The 22,863-nt window shown below is 72.5% G+C and carries 22 protein-coding genes, 1 pseudogene and 1 riboswitch; of the genes and pseudogenes, 13 read left to right on the forward strand and 10 right to left on the reverse strand.

All coding sequences use genetic code 11. The features are described from left to right. Positions 1 to 52: 52 nt before the first annotated feature. Both cdgB and SZN_RS08275 read left to right on the forward strand, forming a co-directional pair. Positions 53 to 1,708 (forward strand): diguanylate cyclase CdgB, encoded by a 1,656-nt coding sequence (gene cdgB / locus SZN_RS08270; protein WP_007493253.1) that lies wholly within the window; start codon positions 53 to 55, stop codon positions 1,706 to 1,708. A gap of 117 nt (positions 1,709 to 1,825) precedes the next feature. Next, positions 1,826 to 2,764, forward strand: coding sequence for a CBM35 domain-containing protein (locus SZN_RS08275; protein ID WP_007493254.1), 939 nt, complete (start codon positions 1,826 to 1,828; stop codon positions 2,762 to 2,764). A 9-nt stretch (positions 2,765 to 2,773) separates the two neighbouring features. On the opposite strand, the gene SZN_RS08280 is transcribed toward SZN_RS08275, so the two are convergent. The 3 genes from SZN_RS08280 to SZN_RS08290 form a co-directional block, all read right to left on the reverse strand. After that, positions 2,774 to 3,703, reverse strand: coding sequence for a 1-phosphofructokinase family hexose kinase (locus SZN_RS08280; protein ID WP_007493256.1), 930 nt, complete (start codon positions 3,701 to 3,703; stop codon positions 2,774 to 2,776). Between the two features lie 142 nt (positions 3,704 to 3,845). Further along, complete coding sequence (gene nagA / locus SZN_RS08285; protein ID WP_078508495.1) at positions 3,846 to 5,057, reverse strand: N-acetylglucosamine-6-phosphate deacetylase; 1,212 nt, start codon at positions 5,055 to 5,057, stop codon at positions 3,846 to 3,848. After that, complete coding sequence (locus tag SZN_RS08290) at positions 5,057 to 6,028, reverse strand: ROK family protein (protein WP_007493260.1); 972 nt, start codon at positions 6,026 to 6,028, stop codon at positions 5,057 to 5,059. Before SZN_RS08290 ends, nagA begins: the two co-directional genes overlap by 1 nt. Positions 6,029 to 6,162: 134 nt before the next feature. Here SZN_RS08290 and SZN_RS08295 point away from each other — a divergent pair, with 134 nt between their 5' ends. From SZN_RS08295 to otsB, 3 genes are read left to right on the forward strand one after another with little or no spacing between them, the layout of a single operon-like run. Then, the gene (locus tag SZN_RS08295) at positions 6,163 to 7,398 is read left to right on the forward strand and encodes an ABC transporter substrate-binding protein (protein WP_007493261.1); all 1,236 of its coding nucleotides are present in this window, start codon (positions 6,163 to 6,165) and stop codon (positions 7,396 to 7,398) included. A gap of 36 nt (positions 7,399 to 7,434) precedes the next feature. Further along, the gene (locus SZN_RS08300; protein WP_007493262.1) at positions 7,435 to 7,680 is read left to right on the forward strand and encodes a DUF3263 domain-containing protein; all 246 of its coding nucleotides are present in this window, start codon (positions 7,435 to 7,437) and stop codon (positions 7,678 to 7,680) included. Between the two features lie 40 nt (positions 7,681 to 7,720). Then, positions 7,721 to 8,620, forward strand: coding sequence for a trehalose-phosphatase (otsB, locus tag SZN_RS08305; RefSeq protein ID WP_007493263.1), 900 nt, complete (start codon positions 7,721 to 7,723; stop codon positions 8,618 to 8,620). Here otsB and SZN_RS08310 read toward each other — a convergent pair. Together SZN_RS08310 and SZN_RS08315 are read right to left on the reverse strand one after the other, a co-directional pair. Next, a complete protein-coding gene (locus SZN_RS08310) occupies positions 8,608 to 10,050 on the reverse strand; it encodes an alpha,alpha-trehalose-phosphate synthase (UDP-forming) (protein WP_007493264.1) in 1,443 nt (480 codons plus the stop codon). The two genes, otsB and SZN_RS08310, sit on opposite strands and share 13 nt — an antisense overlap. A 95-nt stretch (positions 10,051 to 10,145) precedes the next feature. Continuing rightward, a complete protein-coding gene (locus SZN_RS08315; protein WP_007493265.1) occupies positions 10,146 to 11,090 on the reverse strand; it encodes a glucosyl-3-phosphoglycerate synthase in 945 nt (314 codons plus the stop codon). Positions 11,091 to 11,248: 158 nt separating this feature from the next. Next, a riboswitch (SAM riboswitch) is annotated at positions 11,249 to 11,403 on the forward strand. Positions 11,404 to 11,421: 18 nt separating this feature from the next. On the opposite strand from SZN_RS08315, the gene thrC reads away from it, so the two are divergent. The 7 genes from thrC to SZN_RS08350 all read left to right on the forward strand — a co-directional run bounded on the left by thrC (position 11,422) and on the right by SZN_RS08350 (position 19,313). Then, complete coding sequence (gene thrC, locus SZN_RS08320; RefSeq protein WP_007493266.1) at positions 11,422 to 12,708, forward strand: threonine synthase; 1,287 nt, start codon at positions 11,422 to 11,424, stop codon at positions 12,706 to 12,708. Positions 12,709 to 12,790: 82 nt separating this feature from the next. After that, the gene (locus tag SZN_RS08325; protein ID WP_007493267.1) at positions 12,791 to 13,066 is read left to right on the forward strand and encodes a MoaD/ThiS family protein; all 276 of its coding nucleotides are present in this window, start codon (positions 12,791 to 12,793) and stop codon (positions 13,064 to 13,066) included. 441 nt (positions 13,067 to 13,507) lie between these two features. Then, on the forward strand, positions 13,508 to 13,714 hold the full coding sequence (locus SZN_RS08330) for a cold-shock protein (protein ID WP_007493268.1): 207 nt from the start codon (positions 13,508 to 13,510) through the stop codon (positions 13,712 to 13,714). A 327-nt stretch (positions 13,715 to 14,041) separates the two neighbouring features. Continuing rightward, on the forward strand, positions 14,042 to 15,664 hold the full coding sequence (gene groL / locus SZN_RS08335; RefSeq protein ID WP_007493269.1) for a chaperonin GroEL: 1,623 nt from the start codon (positions 14,042 to 14,044) through the stop codon (positions 15,662 to 15,664). Positions 15,665 to 15,863: 199 nt separating this feature from the next. Beyond that, positions 15,864 to 16,391: a hypothetical protein gene (locus SZN_RS08340; RefSeq protein ID WP_007493270.1), complete on the forward strand. Its 528-nt coding sequence runs from the start codon at positions 15,864 to 15,866 to the stop codon at positions 16,389 to 16,391. Positions 16,392 to 16,568: 177 nt separating this feature from the next. Further along, the gene (locus SZN_RS08345; protein ID WP_007493272.1) at positions 16,569 to 17,696 is read left to right on the forward strand and encodes an NADH:flavin oxidoreductase; all 1,128 of its coding nucleotides are present in this window, start codon (positions 16,569 to 16,571) and stop codon (positions 17,694 to 17,696) included. A gap of 141 nt (positions 17,697 to 17,837) precedes the next feature. Further along, positions 17,838 to 19,313, forward strand: a complete 1,476-nt coding sequence (locus tag SZN_RS08350) for an MFS transporter (protein WP_043729258.1) — start codon at positions 17,838 to 17,840, stop codon at positions 19,311 to 19,313. 46 nt (positions 19,314 to 19,359) lie between these two features. On the opposite strand, the gene SZN_RS08355 is transcribed toward SZN_RS08350, so the two are convergent. From SZN_RS08355 to SZN_RS08370, 4 genes are read right to left on the reverse strand one after another with little or no spacing between them, the layout of a single operon-like run. After that, positions 19,360 to 19,935 carry a hypothetical protein gene (locus tag SZN_RS08355; RefSeq protein WP_007493274.1) on the reverse strand — a complete coding sequence of 192 codons (576 nt, stop codon included), beginning with the start codon at positions 19,933 to 19,935 and terminating at the stop codon, positions 19,360 to 19,362. A 40-nt stretch (positions 19,936 to 19,975) separates the two neighbouring features. Next, the gene (locus SZN_RS08360) at positions 19,976 to 20,509 is read right to left on the reverse strand and encodes a DinB family protein (RefSeq protein WP_007493275.1); all 534 of its coding nucleotides are present in this window, start codon (positions 20,507 to 20,509) and stop codon (positions 19,976 to 19,978) included. 25 nt (positions 20,510 to 20,534) lie between these two features. Further along, complete coding sequence (locus SZN_RS08365; RefSeq protein WP_007493276.1) at positions 20,535 to 20,738, reverse strand: DUF397 domain-containing protein; 204 nt, start codon at positions 20,736 to 20,738, stop codon at positions 20,535 to 20,537. After that, the gene (locus tag SZN_RS08370) at positions 20,722 to 21,561 is read right to left on the reverse strand and encodes a helix-turn-helix domain-containing protein (RefSeq protein WP_007493277.1); all 840 of its coding nucleotides are present in this window, start codon (positions 21,559 to 21,561) and stop codon (positions 20,722 to 20,724) included. Before SZN_RS08370 ends, SZN_RS08365 begins: the two co-directional genes overlap by 17 nt. Before the next feature lie 116 nt (positions 21,562 to 21,677). Here SZN_RS08370 and SZN_RS08375 point away from each other — a divergent pair. Continuing rightward, positions 21,678 to 21,860, forward strand: a pseudogene (locus SZN_RS08375) (hypothetical protein); the annotation flags it as partial. A gap of 46 nt (positions 21,861 to 21,906) precedes the next feature. Here SZN_RS08375 and murQ read toward each other — a convergent pair. After that, positions 21,907 to 22,842: an N-acetylmuramic acid 6-phosphate etherase gene (murQ, locus tag SZN_RS08380; protein ID WP_007493282.1), complete on the reverse strand. Its 936-nt coding sequence runs from the start codon at positions 22,840 to 22,842 to the stop codon at positions 21,907 to 21,909. Positions 22,843 to 22,863 lie beyond the last annotated feature (21 nt).

Consider the following 22,863-nt stretch of genomic DNA (forward strand, 5'->3'; position numbering starts at 1 on the left):
TACGCCGAAGAGAACCCTTGATTCGCTGTGAGGTCTCGGGGGGAGGGCGAGCATGGAGACCGAGTCGGAGCCCTACGTCCGCCTTGCGACCCTGCGGCAACTCCACCAGGTCATGGCCGACATGAACACGGCCCGAAGCCTGGCGGACACACTCCAGAACGTCGCCGACGGCGTCGTCGACGGCCTCGGCTACGAACTCGCGTGCGTCAACTTCGTGCGCCCCGACGGCGATCTCGTCGTCGCCGCCTTCGCCGGCAACCCCGCCGCCGAGGCCCTGATCACCGGCCGCGTCGGCTCCCGGGACTCCTGGGACCGCCGGCTGAACATGGGCGAGCGCTGGGGCGACCTGGTGTTCATACCCCACACCGAGGGCTGGATCCTCGACGACGACGACGTCCCGCAGTGGTACACCGACGGTCCCGCCCCCCGCTTCGAGGACGAGTGGCACCCCTCCGACCGCCTCTTCGCGCCGATGTACACACCCGGCGGGAAGGGCGGCGCGTGCGGTGAGCTGATCGGCGTCCTGTCCGTGGACCGCCCGCGCAACGGCCGGCTGCCGGGCGCCTGGGGCCGCGAGGCGCTCCAGATGTACGCCTTCCAGGCGGCGATCGCCATCAGCAACGCACGTCTACGCGCGAATATGCAGCGGGCACTGGTCCGCCTGGAGCGCGACCAGCAGGCCCTGCGCGCCAGCGAGGAGAGCTTCCGGCAGGCGTTCGAGTACGCCCCCTCCGGCATGGCCATCGCCGAGATGGGCGGCGACCAGCACGGCCGCATCCTGCGCACCAACGACGCCCTGTGCCGCCTGCTGGGCCGTCCCGCCTCCGCGATGCGCCGCTACGCCTTCTCCGACCTCGTCCACCCCGAGGACATCGGCACCCTGCTGCGGACCTCGGCCGAGGGCGGCCGCGCCGAGCTGCGGCTCGGGCGCCGCGACGGCACCCACGTCTGGGTGTCGCTGCGCAACAGCGTGGTCGCGGACGCCGCCGACGGGCCCCGCTTCCTGCTGACCCACGTCGAGGACATAGAGGACCGCAAGCGCCGCGAGTTCCACCTCGCCCACCGCGCCTCGCACGACTCGCTCACCGGCCTGCCGAACTCCGCGGAGCTGCGCGCGCGGCTGTCCTCCCGGCTGTGCCGGCGCCCCACGCCCGCCGGGGCCCTGGAGTCCATGGACACGGCCTACGGCCACCCCGCCGTCTTCGACGCCAACGGGCACGGCTTCGACTTCCCCGGCTCCCCCTCCCCCGACGGCTTCGACCACCACGTGCACACGGTCGCACCGGAGGAGGCCGGGCGGGACGACGGCGCCAAGGGGCTCGCGGTGCTCTTCTGCGACCTCGACGGCTTCAAGTCGATCAACGACCGCTTCGGGCACAACGCGGGTGACGCGGTGCTCATCGAGGTCGCGCGGCGGCTGACCCGGGGCGTGCGCGACGGGGACACCGTGGCGCGGCTCGGCGGCGACGAGTTCGTGATCCTCGCGGACGGGCTCGGCCGGGCCGACGCCCAGGACCTCGCGGTCCGGCTGCGCAACGAGATCATCCAGCCCATCAGCGCCGAGGGGCGCGGCGTGCGCGTGGGCGCCAGTTTCGGCATCGGATGGGCACATTGCGGAATGACCGCGGACGAAGTGTTGAAGTCCGCTGACGAGCGGATGTACGTAGAGAAACGATCTCGTCCCAAACAGCACAGACGAGCTGGATGAAGTCCAGGTCAGCGAGCTGATGCGGTGTGAGTCACCCGTTTGGGTCCGCCGGAGCGGGTAGGCTCGCCCTTCTGACCCCATGCATCGAAGCCCGCACCTGGTGAGGAGTACCAAGGGATGACGTCCGGCAACAACGGCGGCACCACGCCCGAGGACGACGACCCGTTCGGCTACCTCTACGCCGACGGGCAGGCCAACGGCGCCCAGCCCCCGTCCGGGGGCTACGGCTACCCGAACACCGTCAACCGGGTGCGTACGGTCGGCCAGCGGCAGTACGGCCAGCAGCAGGCCGCCCCGCCCGGCATACCGCAGCAGCCGGGTGCCCACGGCCAGTCCGGCGCCCATTACGCCGCCCCCGAGACGCTGCCCGGCGGCGCCCCCACGACCCACGTGTCCTACAGCTCCGGCTCCGGCTCCGGCGGCGGACGCGGCCGCGGGCCCAACACCAAGGGCCTGCTGATCGGCGCCATCGCCGTGGTCGCGGCGGTCGTCATCGGCATCAGCGTGGCCATGCTGGGCGGCGAGGACAACACGGGCGGCTCCGGCGACCAGGCCAAGACGACCCCGACGCAGTCCGAGGCCGCCCCGTCCAAGCCCACGCAGGGCGGCGGCGCCGAGACGGAGGCCGAGCTGCCGAAGGCGGACGCCAAGACGCTGGCCCTCGGCGGCAGCGCCGCGGCCGCGTCCGACGTCAAGGGCGCCCGCTCCGACGGCGGCGTCTACGTGGGCGGCCTCAACCAGGCAGGCTCCTCGCTCACCTGGTCCATGAACGGCATCCCCAAGAGCGGCAAGTACACCGTCTACGTCGGCTACAGCGTGCCCGGCAAGGACATGAACGCCACGCTCACCGTCAACGGCACCGCGTCCACCACCCCGGTCGGCCTGAAGAACTGGGCGAACGCCCCGGAGGGCGACTTCGAGAAGGGCTGGACGAAGACCTACAACTGGATCCAGCTCAACAAGGGCACCAACACCGTCAAGGTCTCCTGCGAGCAGGGCAACCAGTGCGACGCCCTCATCGACCAGGTGTGGCTGGTCAAGGGCTGGGTCAAGTAGGCCCCGCGCTCAGGCCGCGGTGGCCTCGGCGGTCACCGAGGTCCGGGTCAGCAGGTCCTCGTACGTCCCGCGGTCGAACTCGCCCGCCGCCGGTGCCAGGACGCTCGCCGCGCTCAGGGCCGTCGCACGGGCCAGGCGCTCGGGCCACGGCAGGCCCTCGACCAGGGCCGACAGCAGTCCCGCCACGGCCGCGTCGCCGGCGCCCGTCGGATTGCCGTGCAGCCGGGTCGGCGGCGCCGCCCGCCAGCGCCCCTCGGGGGTCTCGGCGAGCACCCCCGCCTCGCCCAGGGAGGCCACCACGGACCGGGCGCCGCGCCCGCGGGCGTCCCGCACCGCGCGCGACGGCTCGTGGGAGCCGGTGAGTTCGGCCAGCTCGGCGGCGTTGGGCTTGATGACGTCCGGGCGGGCGGCGACCCCCCGGCGCAGCGCCTCCCCGCCGGTGTCCAGGAGCACCGGCACCCCCGCCGTCCGCGCGGCGCGCACCAGGCCGGCGTACGCCCCCACCGGCACCCCCGGCGGGAGGCTGCCGCACAGGGCCACGGCCGACGCCGACGCGAGCAGATCCTCGTACGCCCCCCGGAAGGCGGACCACTCGGCGTGCGTGACCGTCGGGCCGGGCTCGTTGAGCTGGGTGGTGTCACCGGTGCGCTCGTCGACCACGGCGACGGTGCGCCGGGTCGGGCCGCCGACGGGGACCAGGGCGTCCCGCACCCCGGGGGCGAGGGCGAGCAGTTCGCGGACCACCCCGCCGGTCGCGCCGCCGGTGAATCCGGTGACGGTCACCCGGTGGCCGAGGGCCGTCAGTACCCGGGCGACGTTCAGGCCCTTGCCGCCGGGGCGTTCGGTCACCTCGGAGACGCGGTGCGTGGTGTGCGGGCGCAACGACCGGACCCGGTAGGTGAGGTCGAGAGCGGTGTTCAGCGTGACCGTGAGGATCACCGGCGCCCACCTCCCCCGAAGAAACCCGCCCTGTGCGTGCCGTCCGTCCGCCGGGAGCCCCGCGCGGGTTCCCGATCATGCCGAAAGAGCGGCGGCCGGCCCAGTGTCCCAGGACGACCGCCGCCCCCAACAGGCGGACACATCAGCCCAGTTGCGGCTCAATCACCCATTCACCGCGGCGCATGACGCCCTTGAGGTCGAAGTCGGCGTCGAAAATCACCAGGTCGGCGTCCTTGCCGGGCTCCAGGGAGCCGATGCGGTCGTAGCGGCCGAGGAGCTTGGCCGGGTTCGCCGACAGGGCCGCCACCGCGTCCTGGACCGGGAGCCGGTCGACGGTCACCGCGCGCTTGAAGGCGCGGTCCAGGGTGAGGGTCGAGCCGGCGATCGAGCCGCCCTCGACGAGCCGGGCCACGCCGTCGGCGACCTCCACCTCCAGCGGGCCGAGCATGTAGCGCCCGTCGCCGAAGCCGGCCGCGTCCATGGCGTCCGTGATGAAGGCGACCCGGTCCGGGCCCGCGTGCCGGAAGGCCAGCTCCAGGGCCGCCGGGTGCAGATGCGTGCCGTCGTTGATCAGCTCGACGGTCACCCGCTCGTCCTCCAGCAGCGCCGCGATCGGGCCGGGCTCGCGGTGGCCGAGGGGCGGCATGGCGTTGAAGAGGTGCGTGGCGACCGTGGCGCCGGCGTCGATCGCCTGCACCGTCTGCTCGTAGCTGGCGTCCGTGTGGCCGACGGCCGCGATCACGCCGCGGTCCGCGAGCATCCGCACCGAGTCGATGCCGCCGGGCAGTTCGGTGGCGAGGGTGACCATGGCGGCGTGGCCGCGGGCCGCGTCGACCAGCGCGCGCACGTCCCGCGGGTCGGGGTCGCGCAGCAGCTCCTCGGAGTGCGCGCCCTTGCGGCAGGGGGAGATGAACGGCCCCTCGAAGTGGATGCCCGCGATGTCGCCCTGCTCGGCCAGCTCCGAGAGCAGCCCCGCGCGCCGGGTGAGGAAGTCCATGTCGCCGGTGACGGTGGAGGCGACCAGGGTGGTCGTGCCGTGCAGGCGGTGGGTGCGGATGCCCTTCAGGACCTCCTCGACGGTGCCGGAGGTGAAGGAGGCGCCGCCGCCGCCGTGGTTGTGGAGGTCGACGAAGCCCGGCACCACGTAGTGGCCGCTCAGGTCGACGACCGCGGCGTTCTCCGGGACGACGGCCGCGATCGTGGCGCCGTCGACCAGCACCCGGCCCCCGGTACGGGTCCCCGACGGCAGGACCACGTCGGCGCCGGACAGGACGAGGGGCACCTTGTCCGCGGCGGGCTGCGGATGCGTCGTGGCGGGTCGCGCAGTTCCCCGCGCCTCTAGCGCGTTCGCCATCAGGGGGTTACCTCCGTACGGTCGGTGTGGTCGAGGAGATCCCAGGCCAGGAGGCCGGCACCCAGGCATCCGGCGGTGTCGCCCAGGGCCGCGGGGACGAGGGACGGCAGCTTCTGGAAGGTGACGCGTGCGCGGACGGCGTCCCGCAGTGGTGCGAACAGGACTTCCCCCGCCTCGGCCAGCCCGCCACCGATGATCAGGGTGCGCGGGTCCAGCAGGGTGAGCGCGGTGACCAGGCCGTCGGCGAGGGCGTCCACCGCGCCCTGCCAGATCCGTACGGCGTTCGGGTCACCGGACGCGACGGCCTTCGCGCAGTCGGCCGCGTCCGCCTTCGGATCCCCGCAGGCGGCGGCCCACGCCTCGCTCACCGCGGCGGCGGAGGCGTACCGCTCCAGGCAGCCGTGCTGTCCGCAGGGGCAGGCGGACCCGCCGGGCCGGACGACGACGTGGCCGATCTCGCCCGCGAAGCCGTGCGCGCCCGCCTCCACCCGGCCGTCGATGCCGATGGCCCCGGCGATCCCGGTGCCGAGCGGCACGAACAGGAAGCGGTCGGCGCCCTGTCCGGCGCCGACGCGGCCCTCGGCGAGCCCGCCGGTGCGCACGTCGTGGCCGAGGGCGACGGGCACGCCGCCGAGCCGCTCGGCGAGCAGCCGCCGCAGCGGTACGTCCCGCCAGCCGAGGTTGGCCGCGTAGGCGGCGACGCCGTGCTTCTCGTCGACGATCCCGGGGACGGCGACTCCCGCGGCCACCGCGCTCTCGCCGAACAGCTTCTCGCCCCGCGCGCGCAGTTCGGCGGCGAAGTCGAGGATGCCGGCGACGACCGCGTCCGGTCCGCGCTCGCGCCCTGTGGGGCGGCGGGCCTGGTGGAGCAGCTCGCCGCCCGCCCCCGCCAGGGCGGCCTTCATCCCGGTGCCGCCCACATCGAGGGCGATGACGTGTCTCACGGAGGACAGTGTGTCGTGCGTACCCATGAGAGGTCTAGTCCACTTACGTGGTGTAGACCTATGGGAGCAATATGTATGACGAATCAAAATCTTCGAACACGGGTGTGGGGCGGTTCTGCGTGCAGCGGCGTAGTCGTAGGCGTACGGGAGCGATCGCGGCGGTGACCGCGCTGGGCCTGGCGGCGGTCCTCGCCGGCTGCGGAGGCTCCGGCGGCCCGGACGGCGTCACGCTGAGGATGGTGGCCGCGGACTACGGCGACGGCGCGGCCGGCAGTTCCCGCGCCTACTGGGAGCGCCTGGTCAGGGCGTTCGAGGCGAAGAACCCCGGCGTGCGCGTCGACGTCTCGGTGTACTCGTGGAACGACGTCGACGCCAAGGTCAGGGAGATGGTCGACGCCGGCAACCCGCCGGACGTCGCCCAGATCGGCGCGTACGCCGACTACGCCGCGAAGGGCCTGCTCTACCGGGCCGACGAACTGCTCTCCATCCCCGTCCAGGCCGACATCGTCGCGCAGCTCGCCGAGGCGGGGCAGGTCGACAGCGTGCAGTACGGCATCCCGTTCGCCTCCTCCACGCGCCTGCTCTTCTACAACAAGAGCCTCTTCGCGAAGGCCGGGCTCGACGCGCCCACCACCTGGCAGGAACTGGCCTCCGCCGCGCAGGCGCTCCGGGCGCGGGGCGTGAAGTACCCCTACGCCCTGCCGCTCGGCCCCGAGGAGGCCCAGGCCGAGACCATGCAGTGGCTGCTCAGCGGCGGGGGCGGCTACACCGACCCGCAGCTCGGCACCTACAGCATCGACTCCGCCGCGAACGTCACCACCCTGAACTGGCTCAAGAACGACCTCGTCGGCAAGGGGCTCACCGGTCCCGTGGCGCCCGGCAGGCTCAACCGCGCCGACGCGTTCGCCGCCTTCGCCGACGGCGAGGTCGGCATGCTCAACGGCCATCCCGCACTGATGCAGCCGGCCCGGAAGAAGGGCGTGAGGTTCGGCATGGTGCCCATGCCCGGCGCCGACGGCCCCGCCGAGATGTCGATGGGCGTGGCCGACTGGATGATGGCCTTCAAGCAGAACGGCAACGCCGAGCAGGCCGGGACGTTCCTCGACTTCGTCTACTCAGAGCGCAACGTCCTGGAGTTCTCCCGGAGGTACGACCTGCTGCCCGTCACCACCTCCGCCTCCGGCGTGATGGCCGCCGCGCGGCGGGACGCCGACCTGAAGCCCTTCCTGGAGCAGCTGCCGGCCTCCGAGCTCTACCCCGCCGGCCGCACCTCCTGGGCCTCGATCAGCGCCGACGTCAAGAAGCGCGTCGGCGCGGCGGTCGCGCCGGGCGGCAACCCGGCGGCCGTCCTGGGCGGGCTCCAGGCCGCGGCGACCCGGGTGGAGAACGCCGGGTAGCCGCCGCTGTCGGCGGCGGGCGCTACGGTGCGGGTCATGGACCAGCACCAGCCCGCCCCCGCCCTCACCGACCGCGAGCGGGACGTCCTCGCCCTGGAGCGCCGGGGCTTCACGGGCCCCGGCGCCAAGGAGCGGGCGGTCCGCGAGGAGCTGGGCCTGGCGCCCGTGCGCTACTACCAGCTGCTGAACGCCCTGCTGGACGACCCGCGGGCGCTGGCCCACGACCCGGTCACGGTGAACCGGCTGCGCCGGGTGCGCGAGGCGCGGCGGGCGGAGCGCTGAGCGAGGGGTAGGCCCCGGCCGCGCTGGATAGGGTCGTCGTATGGCCAGTCACCAGGACCTGACCGACTCCGCCCCCGAACCCCGCTCCGGCCCGGACCCGTCCCCGGACGCCCTGCCGGACCCCGTCACCGGCCCCGGCCGCGACGGGCTCGCCGCTATCCTCGCCCGGCCCGGCCGCGCGGTGATCGCGCTGGACTTCGACGGCACGCTCGCACCGATCGTGCCGGACCCCGAGCAGGCGCGGGCCCACCCCGGGGCGCTCGCCGCGCTCGCCGCGCTGGCACCGAAGGCGGCCGCCGTCGCCGTGATCACCGGCCGCCCGGCCGCCGTCGCCGTGCGCCACGGCGGATTCGCCGGCGCCCCGGGCCTGGACCACCTCGTCGTGCTCGGGCACTACGGCGCCGAGCGCTGGGACGCCGCCCGCGACGAGGTCACCGCGCCCGATCCGCACCCCGGCGTCGACGCCGTGCGCGCCGCGCTGCCCGGCGTCCTCGCGGCCGCGGGCCCCGCCGCGGCCGGCAGCCGGACCGAGGACAAGGGCCACGCCGTCGCCGTCCACACCCGCCGCGCGGCCGACCCCCAGGGCGCCTTCGACGCCCTGCGCGGCCCGCTCACCGGCCTCGCGGGCGCCCACGGACTCGTCGTCGAACCCGGCCGGATGGTCCTCGAACTGCGCCCGCCCGGCATGGACAAGGGCGTCGCCCTCACCGCCCTCGTCCGCGACCTGGGCGCCGAGTCCGTCCTCTACGCCGGTGACGACCTCGGCGACCTGCCCGCCTACGCCGCCGTCGACGGCCTGCGCTCCGAGGGCGTCCCCGGCCTGCTGGTGTGCAGCGCCAGCGAGGAGGTCACCGCCCTGTCGGAGCGGGCGGACATCGTGGTGGACGGCCCGCAGGGCGTCGTGCGCCTGCTGCGCGCACTCGCCGCTCAGGCGGGCTGACCCGCCGGGCCCTCCTCCAGGGCGTGCAGCTGGTCCAGGAACCACCGGGCCGGGGGGAGGGCCGTGGCCGCGGCCACCAGCCGCTTGGCACGGTCCGCCCGCTCCGCCGGGCCCATCGACAGGGCCTCGTGCAGCGCGTGGGCCGTGCCGACGACGTCGTACGGGTTGACGGCGATCGCGTCCTCGCCCAGCTCCTCGAAGGCGCCCGCCTCCCGGGACAGCACCAGGGCGCACCCCTCGTCCGAGACGACCGGCACCTCCTTCGCGACCAGGTTCATACCGTCGCGGATCGGGTTGACCAGGGCCACGTCCGCCAGCCGGTACGCGGCGAGCGAGCGCGCGAAGTCGTCCTTCACATGCAGTACGACGGGCCGCCAACCGGGCGTGCCGAAGGCGGAGTTGATCTCCTCGGCGACCCGCCGCACCTCGGCCGTGTAGTCCCGGTACACGGCCAGGTCCTGCCGTGAGGGGTAGGCGAAGGCCACGTGCACCACGCGCTCGCGCCACTCGGGGTGGTCCTCCAGGAGCTGCCGGTAGGACAGCAGGCCGCGCACGATGTTCTTCGACAGCTCGGTCCGGTCGACCCGGACCACCGTCCTGCGGGCCGTGCCGTCCGGGGCGCTGCCGATCTCCTCCCGCAGCGCCGCCATCCGCTCCTCCACGTCCGGCTCGTGCGCCCGCGCCCGCAGGAAGTCCGCGTCCGCGCCCAGCCCGTGCACACCGATCCGCGTGGCCCCGGGCCCCCCGGCGAACCCGTCGCGGCACGCCTCGAAGGCGTCCGCCCAGCGCCGGGTCAGGAAGCCCAGCCGGTCCGCGCCGAGCATCCCGCGCAGCACCTGCCCCGCGATGTCGTCCGGCAGCATCCGGAAGTACTCGGCGGGCGCCCACGGGGTGTGCGAGAAGTGGCCGATCCGCAGGTCGGGGCGCAGCTCGCGGAGCATCCCCGGCACCAGCGTCAGGTGGTAGTCCTGCACCAGCACGGCCGCCCCCGGCGCCGCCTGCCGCGCCAGCGCCTCCGCGAAGGCCCGGTTGTAGGTCTCGTACGACGCCCACCGGCGCCGGAACTCCGCGTCGAAGACGGGCTCCAGCGGTGTCTGGTAGAGCATGTGGTGGACGAACCACAGCACCGAGTTGGCGATGCCGTTGTAGGCGTCCGCGTGCACGTCGGCCGGGATGTCCAGCATCAGCACGCCGTCCTCGCCGGCGCCCCGCCGCACGGCCTCCCGGTCCCCGTCGGACAGCGCGGAGCACACCCACAGCGCGCCCGCGTCCGGCCCGATCGCCGACAGACCGGAGACGACCCCGCCGCCGCCCCTCTTCGAGCGCAGCGAGCCGTCCTCGCCCACCTCGTACGACACCGGACCGCGGTTGGAGGCGACCAGGACCCTGGCACCGCCCTGCGCGCTCGGCGCACCCTGCGTGGAAGCCATAAGCCTCAACCTAGCCCGGCGCGGAAACGCTCAAACGTGCGGTTCCGCTCAGTGGGGGGACCGTGCACGGCCTGTGTACGGCCGGTTTCCGGCGTTTACGCGACCTCGCGCGCCGCGTACTCGGCGATCTCCGCCATCGGCGGCCGCTCCTCGGTGTCCACGGAGTACGTCCGTGGCTCGAAACCGTCCCGGCCCCGCTCGAACTGGGTCAGCGAGGGCCGTACGAGATGCCCGCGCGCCAGCCTCAGCTGCGCCGTGCGGTAGATAGCGGCGGACATCCGGCCGAGCGCCTGCCCGTCCTGGTGGCGGTGCTTGCGCACGCCCACGTCCACCTGCGCGAGCGCGTCCAGGCCCACCAGGTGCAGGGCGTCGATCAGCATGCCGAGCTCGACGCCGTACCCCACCGGGAACGGCAGCCGCTCCAGCAGCGACCGGCGCGCCGCGTACTCGCCGCCCAGCGGCTGCACGAAACCGGCCAGCTGCGGCCAGTGCATGTTCAGCAGCGGGCGCGCCATCAGCTCGGTGACCCGGCCGCCCTGGCCCGCCGCATTGCCGAGCGGACGGTCGTACATCGCCTTGACCAGGTCGACGCCGGGGTCGGTGAGCAGCGGGCCGACGATCCCGGTGACGAAGTCGGAGGAGAACTCCCGCAGGTCGGCGTCGACGAAGCAGACGATGTCGCCGCCCGTGACGAACAGCGAGCGCCACAGCACCTCGCCCTTGCCGGGCACGGCCGGCAGCCGCGGCAGGATCGCGTCGCGGTGCACCACGCGCGCGCCCGCCGCCGCGGCGACCTCGGAGGTGCGGTCGGTGGAGCCGGAGTCCACGACGACGATCTCGTCGACCAGCGGGACCTGGAGCACCAGGTCGTGCCGGATGACCGAGACGATCTCGCCGACCGTCTCCTCCTCGTCGAGCGCGGGCAGCACGACGGAGACCGACTGGCCCGTGCGCTGCTTTGCGGCCAGGATCTGGTGGAGCGGACGGTCGGCCACCGACCAGGAGCGGTCGGTCAGCCAGCGTTCGACTTCTTCCAGCACGGTGGGCGGCTCCTCGCTGTCGGGACACGGTCGGGACGGTGTGTGATCCGTCTCGCGGTGCGGACGGCTATCTCAACTGTCCTGGCCTTCGGTTACAGTCTTGAACAACGCCGGTGACCATCGCATGTCCGGGTCGGCCGTCGCCAACAACCGAATACCGCTCATCCAGAGGGGCAGAGGGACACGGCCCGTTGAAGCCCCGGCAACCCTCCAGCCGGTCTCGTAGATCAGTGTTGATCATTCCGCGAGGCTCCCGGCTAGGGAAGGTGCCAAATCCGTCTCACGGCGAGATGCGTCGTGAGGAAGATGAGGAGAAAGGGCCTCGCCTCACATGGCTGCGCAGACTGTTGCAAGCACCACCGGATCCACCGTCGACCTCGGACCCGCCGCGGCGCTCTCCTGCCGCGAGTGCGGCCACCGGGTCCCCCTCGGCCCGCTCTTCGCGTGCGAGGAGTGTTTCGGCCCGCTGGAGATCGCCTACGACTTCTCGGCCTACGACACCGAGGAACTCCGCAAGCGGATCGAGGCGGGCCCCGCGAACATCTGGCGCTACGCGCCGCTGCTGCCCGTCCCCGCCGACGTGGCCGGCAAGCCGAACCTCAACCCCGGCTGGACCAAGCTCGTCCAGGCCGACCACCTCGCGGCCGAACTCGGGGCCGAGCCCGGCAGGCTGTTCGTCAAGGACGACTCCGGCAACCCGACGCACTCCTTCAAGGACCGGGTCGTCGCCCAGGCCCTGGAGGCCGCCCGCGCCTTCGGCTTCACCACGCTCTCCTGCTCCTCCACCGGCAACCTGGCCGGCGCGGTGGGCGCCGCGGCGGCCCGCGCCGGGTTCCGCTCGTGCGTGTTCATCCCGCACGACCTGGAGCAGGGCAAGGTCGTCATGGCCGCGGTCTACGGCGGCGAGCTCGTCGGCATCGAGGGCAACTACGACGACGTGAACCGTTTCTGCTCCGAGCTGATCGGCGACTCGGCCGGTGAGGGCTGGGGCTTCGTGAACGTCAATCTGCGGCCGTACTACGCCGAGGGCTCCAAGACGCTGGCGTACGAGATCTGCGAGCAGCTGGGCTGGCGGCTGCCGGACCAGATCGTCGTCCCGATCGCCTCGGGCTCACAGCTCACCAAGATCGACAAGGGGCTTCAGGAGCTGATCGGGCTCGGGCTCGTCGAGGACCGGCCGTACAAGATCTTCGGTGCCCAGGCGGAGGGCTGCTCGCCGGTCTCCGCGGCGTACAAGGCCGGCCACGACGTGGTCCGCCCCCAGAAGCCGGACACCATCGCCAAGTCCCTCGCCATCGGCAACCCGGCCGACGGCCCCTACGTCCTCGACATCGCGCGCCGCACCGGGGGCGCGGTGGAGGACGTCACGGACGAGCAGATCGTGGACGCGATCAAGCTGCTGGCGCGGACCGAGGGCATCTTCGCGGAGACCGCGGGCGGGGTGACGGTGGGCGTCACGAAGAAGCTCATCGAGGCGGGCGTGCTCGACCCGGCCCTGACGACCGTCGTGCTGAACACCGGTGACGGCCTCAAGACGCTCGACGCGGTGGCCGGCACCGGACTCACCGCGACGATCCGCCCCAGCCTGGAGTCGTTCCGCGAGGCCGGCCTCGGCTGACCGCCGCCCCCGCGCGCGGCCGGCCCGGCCGCGCGCACATCCCCCGCCCCTGGGGCCCGTACACCCGACCGGAGGTTCCTTCGTGAGCGTCAACGTCCGCATCCCGACCATCCTGCGCACCTACACCGGCGGCCGGGCCGAAGTGGCCGCCGAGGGCGCCACCCTGGCCGAGGTCATCGCCGACCTGGAGAAGAACCACACGGGGATCGCCGCACGCGTCCTGGACGACCAGGGCAGGCTGCGCCGCTTCGTGAACGTGTACGTGAACGACGACGACGTCCGCTTCGAGCAGGGGCTGGAGACGGCGACGCCCGACGGCGCCGGTGTCTCCATCATTCCGGCGGTCGCCGGAGGCTGACCGAATGACCGAACATTACCTTCGGTAATGCCGATCACCGAGAGTTCATCGAATTGCCCCCTCCGCGAGAGAACCGGAGGGGGCAATTCTGTGTGGTTGAGCGGGGTACAGTTGGGGAACGCGCCGCCGCCTCAGGGCGGCAGTCCTTGATTTCCACCGCCCGCCAGGACAAGAAGTAGCCAAAGTGTGCGGGTGTTACGCGGCTTATGCTCCTTTTGCCGGGCCCGACTTGACCTGAAGTCAGGGTAATTGTCCCCACATTCCCGACCGGTCGTGCCCGGAATTCTCGTCCGATTGACCTGTTGCAGACGGCAGTTGGGCAGATACATTCAGCCGCGGTCGACGCGTTCCGGCGCACGCCCCCGTCCGATGGGGGGTGAGGTCTGACCCGGATCCGCGAAGTGTGGATCTGTGCAAGGGCCAGTAATAGGGGAGTTAGGCATGGCTCAGGGCACCGTCAAGTGGTTCAACGCGGAGAAGGGGTACGGCTTCATCGCGGTCGACGGTGGTGCGGATGTTTTCGTCCACTACAGCGCGATCCAGATGGACGGGTACCGCACCCTGGAAGAGGGCCAGCGGGTCGATTTCGAGATCTCGCAGGGCCAGAAGGGGCCGCAGGCGGACATGGTCCGGCTGGCGACCGGCTGAAGCACGCGTCGACGAACAGCAGCGACGTACTTCTTCGAAGGGCCCGCACCTCCCGGGGTGCGGGTCCTTCGTCGTGTCCGGGGGCCGGTCGCGCGCTGTTCGCCCCCGGCTGAGCGCCCCGCCCGATCCCCGAAGCGCCTTGCACTCTCATGGGTCGAGTGCTAATCATTGCGTTAGCACTCTGAAGGTGAGAGTGACAACGAAGGACCGGGTCGGTGAGGCCCGCGGGCCAAGTGGGGCAAGGAACCACGCGGCCGGCGAGCCGTCCGTCGCGGGCGCGGGCGCGGTCCGAAGGAATCACCCCCAGTCCTGGAGGGACCACTTCACATGGCCAAGATCATCGCGTTCGACGAGGAGGCGCGGCGCGGCCTCGAGCGCGGCATGAACCAGCTCGCGGACGCCGTCAAGGTGACGCTCGGCCCCAAGGGCCGCAACGTCGTCCTCGAGAAGAAGTGGGGCGCCCCCACGATCACCAACGATGGTGTCTCCATCGCCAAGGAGATCGAGCTCGAGGACCCGTACGAGAAGATCGGCGCCGAGCTGGTCAAGGAAGTCGCCAAGAAGACGGACGACGTCGCCGGCGACGGTACGACCACCGCGACCGTGCTCGCCCAGGCCCTGGTCAAGGAGGGCCTGCGCAACGTAGCCGCCGGCGCCAACCCGATGGCCCTCAAGCGCGGTATCGAGAAGGCCGTCGAGGCCGTCTCCGCCGCCCTGCTGGAGCAGGCGAAGGACGTCGAGACCAAGGAGCAGATCGCCTCCACGGCCTCCATCTCCGCCGCCGACACCCAGATCGGCGAGCTCATCGCCGAGGCCATGGACAAGGTCGGCAAGGAAGGCGTCATCACCGTCGAGGAGTCCCAGACCTTCGGTCTGGAGCTGGAGCTCACCGAGGGTATGCGCTTCGACAAGGGCTACATCTCGGCGTACTTCGCCACCGACATGGAGCGTATGGAGTCCGTCCTCGACGACCCGTACATCCTGATCGCGAACTCCAAGATCGCCAACGTCAAGGACCTGCTCCCGCTCCTGGAGAAGGTCATGCAGTCGGGCAAGCCGCTGCTGATCATCGCCGAGGACGTCGAGGGCGAGGCCCTGTCCACGCTGGTCGTCAACAAGATCCGCGGCACCTTCAAGTCCGTCGCCGTCAAGGCCCCGGGCTTCGGCGACCGCCGCAAGGCGATGCTGAACGACATCGCCATCCTCACCGGCGGCGAGGTCATCTCCGAGGAGGTCGGTCTCAAGCTGGAGAACACCTCCCTGGACCTCCTGGGCAAGGCCCGCAAGGTCGTCATCACCAAGGACGAGACCACCATCGTCGACGGCTCCGGCTCCTCCGAGCAGGTCGCCGGCCGCGTGAACCAGATCCGCGCCGAGATCGAGAACAGCGACTCGGACTACGACCGCGAGAAGCTCCAGGAGCGCCTGGCCAAGCTCGCGGGCGGCGTCGCGGTCATCAAGGCCGGTGCCGCCACCGAGGTGGAGCTCAAGGAGCGCAAGCACCGCATCGAGGACGCCGTGCGCAACGCCAAGGCGGCCGTCGAGGAGGGCATCGTCGCCGGTGGCGGCGTGGCCCTGCTCCAGGCTTCCGGTGTCTTCGAGAAGCTGGAGCTGGAGGGTGACGAGGCGACCGGCGCGGCCGCCGTCAAGCTCGCCCTGGAGGCCCCGCTGAAGCAGATCGCCGTCAACGCCGGCCTTGAGGGCGGCGTCGTGGTGGAGAAGGTCCGCAACCTCACCCCGGGCCACGGCCTGAACGCCGCGACCGGTGAGTACGTCGACCTGGTCGGCGAGGGCATCATCGACCCGGCGAAGGTGACGCGCTCCGCGCTGCAGAACGCCGCGTCGATCGCCGCGCTCTTCCTCACCACCGAGGCCGTCATCGCCGACAAGCCGGAGAAGGCCGCCGCGCCGGCCGGCGGCGGCATGCCGGGCGGTGACATGGACTTCTGATCGACCTGACGGTTGATCACGTCCTCACCGAGGGCGGCACCCCCAGCTTCGGCGGGGGGTGCCGCCCTCGGGCTTTTCGGGGACTCCGGGCCCGGCTCAAATCTTGATCAGAAGCGTGGCGGGGGCGGCGTACGGGCCGGTAACTTCGAGTGACTGTTCCGCCACCGACCGAGGCGGAATCCGCCATCGGGGAGACCAAGTGCGCAGTTCCGCCCGCAAGTTCACCGCCGTCGCCGCCGCATCGGCCGTCCTCGCGGGCGTGCTGACGGGGCTGACCGCCGAGGCCGCGTCGGCGCGGCCGGACTGCGCGGACATCTCGCGCAGGACGTACACCGAGATGGCCTCCTCCTGGTACAAGGTGGTCGCGTCGGGAACGATCGACAACCGGGACAGCCCGGCCCTCGTGCGCGACTCCGCCGTCGCCGCGGAAGGCGCCCGTCTGAAGGGCGAGGTCTCGGGGGAGATCGGCGGCTCGCTCGGTCGGGCAGTGGCGGAGATCAACGCCATGGGGCCGGTGACGGTCGAGGCCGAGGCGTCCTTCCCGAAGGGCTGGAGCAAGCCCCTCACGGTGCCCGCGGGCGAGCGGCTGAGCTACCGGGTCGGCATCAAGCAGCGGACGTACCAGGTGCAGGTCACCCGCCAGTTCAGCTCGTGCGTGGTCGTCGACTCCTGGGCCGAGGTGACCGTCCCGGACCGCACCGTCGCGGTGGCCCGCCGGTCCCGCTAGTGGCGGGCGCGCCCGCCACGCGTGCCCCCGGGGGCGCGCGTGGCGGGAGTGGTGGGTGAGGTCACAGCGGGAATCGGTGGGGGCGTGCGGGCGTTTGGTTCAGTGAGTGCAACAATGCATGTGCACATACCAGACGGTTCGCGCCTGGTGCCTGCCCGATTCCGAGGAGTCCTCCCCGTGACCGTCAGCGAGTCCGCCGCCTCCCGTGCGGCCCGGATCCTGTCCCGGCCGGCCGTCATCAACGGCCTCACCGTCCCCAACCGCATCGCGATGGCGCCGATGACGCGCATGTTCTCCCCGGGCGGCGTCCCCGGCGCGGACGTGGCGTCGTACTACTCCCGCCGGGCCGCCGCCGGGGTGGGCCTCATCGTCACCGAGGGGACCTACGTCGGGCACGAGTCCGCCGGGCAGAGCGACCGGGTGCCCCGCTTCCACGGCGAGGAGCAGCTGACGGGCTGGGCGAAGGCCGCCGAGGCGGTGCACGCGGCGGGCGGCACGATCGTCCCGCAGCTGTGGCACATCGGCATGGTGCGCGAGCAGGGCCAGCCGCCCTTCGCGGACGCCCCCGCCGTCGGCCCCTCCGGGCTGCGCATCGGCGAGGAGGAGGCCACCGGCCGGGCGATGACCCGCGCCGACCTCGACGACGTCGTCGGCGCCTTCGCGCGGGCCGCCGCGGACGCCGAGCGCATCGGCTTCGACGGGGTCGAGATCCACGGCGCGCACGGCTACCTCGTCGACCAGTTCCTGTGGTCCGGCACCAACCGCCGTACGGACGCCTACGGCGGCGACCCGGTCGCCCGGACCCGGTTCGGCGCCGAGATCGTGGCCGCGGTGCGCGAGGCGGTCTCGCCCTCGTTCCCGGTGATCTTCCGCTACTCGCAGTGGAAGCAGGGGGCCTACGACGCCCGTCTCGCCGAGACCCCCGAGGAGCTGGAGGCCATCCTGACCCCGCTCGCCGCGGCCGGCGTCGACGCCTTCCACGCCTCCACCCGCCGCTACTGGATTCCGGAGTTCGACGGCTCGGACCTCAACCTCGCGGGCTGGACGAAGAAGCTGACGGGCCGGCCCGTCATCACCGTCGGCTCGGTCGGCCTCGACGGCGAGTTCCTCGGCGCCTTCGCCGGGGAGGGCTCCCCGACCAAGGGCATCGACGACCTGCTGGACGCCCTGGAGCGCGACGAGTTCGACATGGTGGCCGTCGGACGCGCCCTGCTCCAGGACCCGCAGTGGGCGGCGAAGGTGCTCGCGGGCCGGTTCGAGGAGCTGGCGCCCTACGACGCGGCCTCGCTGAAGACCCTGAGCTGAGCGCGTCCGGCCGGTCAGGCCCCCGTCCCGCCGGGCGGGGGCCTGACCTCTGTCATTTGAGTAAGTCAATCAACTGACTTAAGGTTGCCTCGGTCAATTACGCGTGCGTGTGCACGCCCGTACGCCGACGGAGGCACTTCCATGTCCCACGCCCCTGCACCTCCCGCCTCGGACGGGGGAGCCCTGCCGCGGTCGAACGCCGTGGTGGCGGTGCTGGCCTTCGCCGGGATCGTCGTCTCGCTGATGCAGACGCTGGTCATCCCGATCGTCCCGGAACTGCCGAAGCTGCTGGACGCCCCCGCGTCCGACACCGCCTGGGCGGTCACCGCGACCCTGCTCGCCGCCGCCGTCGCCACACCCGTCATGGGCCGGCTCGGCGACATGTACGGCAAGCGCCGGATGCTGCTGGTCAGCGTCGTCATGCTGATCGGCGGCTCCGTCGTCTGCGCGCTCAGCGACTCCCTCATACCGATGATCGCCGGACGGGTCCTCCAGGGCCTGGCCTCGGGTGTGATCCCGCTCGGCATCAGCATCATGCGCGACGAACTGCCCGCCGACCGGCTCGGCTCGGCCACCGCCCTGATGAGCGCCTCCCTCGGCATCGGCGGCGCCCTCGGCCTGCCCGCCGCCGCCGTCATCGCCGACAACTTCGACTGGCACGTCCTGTTCTGGACGTCGGCCGTGATGGGCGTGCTCGCCCTCGTCTGCGTGGTGCTGTTCGTGCCCGAGTCCGCGGTGCGCACCGGCGGGCGCTTCGACCTGGTCGGCGCCGTGGGCCTGGCGGCCGGCCTGGTCTGCCTGCTCCTCGCGATCTCCAAGGGCGCCGACTGGGGCTGGACCGGCGGCACCACCCTCGGCCTGTTCGCGGCGGCCGTGCTGATCCTGCTCGCCTGGGGCTGGTGGGAACTGCGCACCGGCGAGCCGCTGGTCGACCTGCGCACCACCGCCCGCCGCCAGGTGCTGGTCACGAACCTGGCCTCGATCGCGGTCGGCTTCGCCATGTTCGCGATGAGCCTGGTCCTCCCGCAGCTCCTCCAGCTCCCCGCCCAGACCGGCTACGGCCTCGGCAAGTCGATGCTGGTCGCGGGCCTGTGCCTGGCGCCCTCCGGCCTGGTCATGATGGCCACGGCCCCGGTGTCGGCGGCCGTCTCCCGGGCCCGGGGCCCGAAGGTCACGCTGATGATCGGCGTCCTGATCGTCGCCGTCGGCTACGGTCTCAACATCGTCCTGATGTCCCAGGTCTGGCACTTCATCCTGATCGCCTGCATCATCGGCGCGGGCATCGGCTTCGCCTACGGCTCCATGCCGGCCCTCATCATGGGCGCCGTGCCGCCCTCGGAGACGGCCGCCGCCAACAGCCTCAACACGCTGATGCGCTCCCTGGGCACCTCCACCGCCAGCGCCGTCGCCGGGGTGATCCTCGCCCAGATGACGACGGACCTCGGCGGGTACGCCCTCCCCTCCGAGAACGCCTTCAAGGTGGTCCTCGCGGTGGGCGCCGGGGCCGCTCTGCTGGCCTTCGTGGTCGCCGCCTTCATCCCGCGCCACGTCGCCGCGTCCCCGGTCGGCGCACCCGTGGCCGGTCCCGCCGCCGAGCCCGCGGGCGTGAAGTCCTAGCGCCTGCCGCGGCACCGGCGTCCAGCGGACAGGCCGGGGTGCCCGGCTACAGATTGCCCAGCGGCTCGATGTCGACCTTCACCGGGGTGCCCCAGACGCGCAGCACCTCGTAGTCGGTGAACTCGTGCACGAGCCGGTAGGCCGCCGCGGGCCGCGGGCCGCGCCGCTGGGCGGCGAGATACAGCTCCGCCTCCCGGCGGTCGCGGCGCGGGGTGCCGCACAACTGCCACTCCTGCCCGTTCCACAGCTCCGGCAGCCAGCGCTGCTGGGGCTGCGGACGGTCACCCCGTACGCCGTACCGCGACGGCGCCGACTGCTCGGGACCCCGCGGCACCGCCGGGGCCGTGCCGTTGTACTCGGAGCGGCGCGCGGCCCTGCGCCGCGTCTCGCACAGCAGGCACAGATCGGGTGCCGCCGGGTCCACCGGGCCGCCCGGGTGCTCCGGGCAGCGGGTGGCCGGGGCGGCCGAGCCGACGCTCTCGTCGAGCAGGTCGAGCGCCCGGCGCAGATCCGCCCTGACCTCGTGCAGCCTCGCGTCCGGGGTGTCGGAGGTCAGGGCGTCGCCGTGCTCGCCGACCAGGCGGAGAGCACGGCCCAGTGCCGTCAGTTGCGCGTGGTTCATAAGGCCCAGTCTGTGCAGTGCGGGCCCGATTCGCCAAGGCTCAGCCCATGGACTTCGCCCCGTCCAGGGACTCCCGGATGATGTCGGCGTGCCCGGCGTGCTGAGCGGTCTCCGCGATCAGGTGCAGCAGCACCCTGCGCGCCGACCAGCGCGCGCCCGGCTCGAACCACGGGGCCTGCGGCAGCGGGTGCGAGGCGTTGAGGTCGGGCAGGCCCGCGACCAGCTCGTCGGTCCGCCGCGCCACCTCCTCGTACTCCGCGAGCACGCCCTCCAGCGTCTCGCCGGGCAGCATCCGGAACCCGTCCGTACGCGCGGCGAAGTCGGCCTCGGTCATCTCCGACGCGTCCTTCATCGCGGCCGGGCCCCGCTCGATGAACTCCGCCCAGCCGCGCTCCGTCGACGCCACGTGCTTGATCAGCCCGCCGAGGCACAGCTCGCTGGCGGTGCTGCGCCTGCCCGCCTGCTCGTCGGTGAGGTCCCGCACGGTGAAGCGGAGGAAGTGCCGGTGCTTGGCGAGCGTCTGGAGGAGATCGGTGCGCTCGTCGGTGCTGCTGTCGTGCTTGGTGTCGGTCATGGGACCACCGTAGGAGCGGGGTAGGTCAGATCCTGACCGCATTCACGAAGGCGGACCATGGTTCCGCGCCGAAGACGAGGGCGGGGCCCTGGGGGGTCTTGGAGTCGCGGACGGGGACGGCCGGGAGGAAGTCCCTGGTGTATTCGAGGCAGTTGCCGCCCCCGCCGCCGCTGTAGCTCGACTTGTGCCAGTCCGCCGCGCTCAGTTCGTGATCAGGGATGCTCTTCATAAGAGTAATCCTGCGCCAACGCGTCGAGCAGGGCCAGCGACTGTGCGGGCGCGAGCGCGCAGGCGGTGAGCAGTTGGTAGGTGAACCTCACCTGCGCGACCGTCGCCGGGTCGTCCTCCAGCCGTCCGGTGCGGATTCCCTCGAAGTACGCGAGCGGCGGGGCGGCCTCGAACTCCATCAGTTTGACGGGGCCCTCCATGGCCGCATGAGCCCCGGACTCGAACGGGAGCACCTGCACGATGACCCTGTTCCGGCGGGCCAGGGACGCGAGGTGACGCAGGGCGTCGGCCATCACGGCCCGGCCGCCGGTAGGACGGCGCAACGCGGCCTCATCGAGAACTGCCCACAACAAGGGCCTTGTCGGGTGGTCGAGCAGGCGGGTCCGGGCCATCCTCCCCTCCACCCAGTCCTCGATGACGGCTTCGGGCGCCGTCGGGTCGAACGCCCGGTTCACGGCCCGCGCGTACGCGTCCGTCTGGAGCAGTCCGGGGATCAGCAGGGGCGCGTACTCGCGGATGGCCGTCGCCTCCGCTTCCGCCTCGGCCGCCTCGGCGAAGTGCTCGGGATAACGGGACTTGTGGGACGCGTGGCAGTTGCGTGCGAAGAAGCCGTCCGTGCCCAGCACTTCGTCGAGCATCGGAGCCAGGTCGGGCCGCAGTCGTCTGGTGCCGGCCTCCAACTGGCCGATGAACGTGCCGCTGACGAACAGCCGCATGCCCAGCGCCTCCTGGCTGAGGCCCTTCCTTTCGCGCACATGGCGCAGCTCGGCCCCCAGCAGGGCACGGGGCGACGACGACGGGTCGAGGTCCTTGGGTCCCGGCACGACAACTCCCCCGATCGAACAACACGCCTGTTGGAATCTCCGGTATGGCCAGGTTAGAGCCCCGTCCGCCACTCTGTGTCGCGAACGATGAACTCTGAGTGGAGAGGTGGAGCAGCGTGCGGTCGACCGAGGAAGTCGTGGCGTCCCTGCGTGAGGCCCTGGGAGATGTCGGTGTCGTCCTGCCCTCGTTGTGCGTGGACCCGGTGACCGGTGCCGGGAAGGAGCCGTTCGCCCTGGTGCAGCTCGGGCGCTGCAACCTGCGTACGGCGGAGCGGCTGGTGGCCGCCCTGCGCGGGGAGGAGGGGACGCGCCCCTAGAGGCGGACGGCGCGGACGGCGCGGACGGTCAGCGGGCCGCGTTCTTCAGGGCGGCCCGCAGATGACCGTCGGCGCCGGACAGCAGCTTGGCCGCGGTGGGGCCGTCCACGTCCGCGAGCAGCATGAGGATCGCCGTCTTGGCCTCGCCGTCCGCCGCGGTCAGGGCCCGGTCGACGGCGTCCTCGTCCGCGTCGGTGGCGAGGGCGACGATACGGCGGGAGCGGGCGCGCAGCTTGTCGTTGGAGGCGCGGACGTCGACCATCAGGTTCCCGTACGTCTTGCCGAGCCGGATCATCGTGATCGTCGACAGCATGTTGAGCACCAGCTTCTGCGCCGTGCCCGCCTTCAGGCGCGTCGAGCCGGTCAGCAGTTCGGGGCCCACCACGACCTCGATGCCGTGCTCGGCGGCGGCGGCGAGGGCGCTGCCGGGGTTGCAGGACAGCCCGACCGTCAACGCGCCCGCCGCACGGGCGTGGCGGACCGCGCCGACGGCGTACGGGGTGCGCCCGGACGCGGAGACGCCGACCACCGTGTCCTGCGGGGTGAGCGTGAGGGCGTCGAGGTCGGCGCGGGCCAGCGCGGCGGAGTCCTCGGCCCCCTCCACCGAGGTGACCACCGCCTCCGGGCCGCCCGCGACGAGGCCGACGACCTGGCCGGGGTCGGTGGCGAAGGTGGGCGGGCACTCGGCGGCGTCGAGGACCCCGAGGCGCCCGGCGGTGCCCGCGCCCGCGTAGATCAGGCGCCCGCCGCGGGCCATCCGCGCCGCTACGGCGTCGACGGCGGCGGCGATCTCCGGCAGACGGGCGGCGACGGCGGAGGGCACGAAGGCGTCCTCGCCGTTCATCAGGCGGGCGAGGTCGAGGGTCGGCAACTGGTCGATCTCGGCGAGCTCGGGCCGGAACGCCTCGGTGGTCAGGGTGTCCAACTCGGCGCGCAGGTCACGGGGGGCGGATGCAGAGGTCATGAAGGGGGCTGCTCTCTCCGG

Source organism: Streptomyces zinciresistens K42 (assembly GCF_000225525.1).
GTDB lineage: Bacteria > Actinomycetota > Actinomycetes > Streptomycetales > Streptomycetaceae > Streptomyces > Streptomyces zinciresistens.

Bases quoted from the DNA above. Each gene is read 5' to 3' on its own strand.
- cdgB (WP_007493253.1), top strand. From the start codon at position 53: ATGGAGACCGAGTCGGAGCCCTACGTCCGCCTTGCGACCCTGCGGCAA.
- SZN_RS08275 (WP_007493254.1), top strand. From the start codon at position 1,826: ATGACGTCCGGCAACAACGGCGGCACCACGCCCGAGGACGACGACCCG.
- nagA (WP_078508495.1), bottom strand. From the start codon at position 5,057: ATGGCGAACGCGCTAGAGGCGCGGGGAACTGCGCGACCCGCCACGACG.
- SZN_RS08290 (WP_007493260.1), bottom strand. From the start codon at position 6,028: ATGGGTACGCACGACACACTGTCCTCCGTGAGACACGTCATCGCCCTC.
- SZN_RS08300 (WP_007493262.1), top strand. From the start codon at position 7,435: ATGGACCAGCACCAGCCCGCCCCCGCCCTCACCGACCGCGAGCGGGAC.
- otsB (WP_007493263.1), top strand. From the start codon at position 7,721: ATGGCCAGTCACCAGGACCTGACCGACTCCGCCCCCGAACCCCGCTCC.
- SZN_RS08310 (WP_007493264.1), bottom strand. From the start codon at position 10,050: ATGGCTTCCACGCAGGGTGCGCCGAGCGCGCAGGGCGGTGCCAGGGTC.
- thrC (WP_007493266.1), top strand. From the start codon at position 11,422: ATGGCTGCGCAGACTGTTGCAAGCACCACCGGATCCACCGTCGACCTC.
- SZN_RS08330 (WP_007493268.1), top strand. From the start codon at position 13,508: ATGGCTCAGGGCACCGTCAAGTGGTTCAACGCGGAGAAGGGGTACGGC.
- groL (WP_007493269.1), top strand. From the start codon at position 14,042: ATGGCCAAGATCATCGCGTTCGACGAGGAGGCGCGGCGCGGCCTCGAG.
- SZN_RS08350 (WP_043729258.1), top strand. From the start codon at position 17,838: ATGTCCCACGCCCCTGCACCTCCCGCCTCGGACGGGGGAGCCCTGCCG.
- SZN_RS08355 (WP_007493274.1), bottom strand. From the start codon at position 19,935: ATGAACCACGCGCAACTGACGGCACTGGGCCGTGCTCTCCGCCTGGTC.
- SZN_RS08360 (WP_007493275.1), bottom strand. From the start codon at position 20,509: ATGACCGACACCAAGCACGACAGCAGCACCGACGAGCGCACCGATCTC.
- SZN_RS08365 (WP_007493276.1), bottom strand. From the start codon at position 20,738: ATGAAGAGCATCCCTGATCACGAACTGAGCGCGGCGGACTGGCACAAG.
- murQ (WP_007493282.1), bottom strand. From the start codon at position 22,842: ATGACCTCTGCATCCGCCCCCCGTGACCTGCGCGCCGAGTTGGACACC.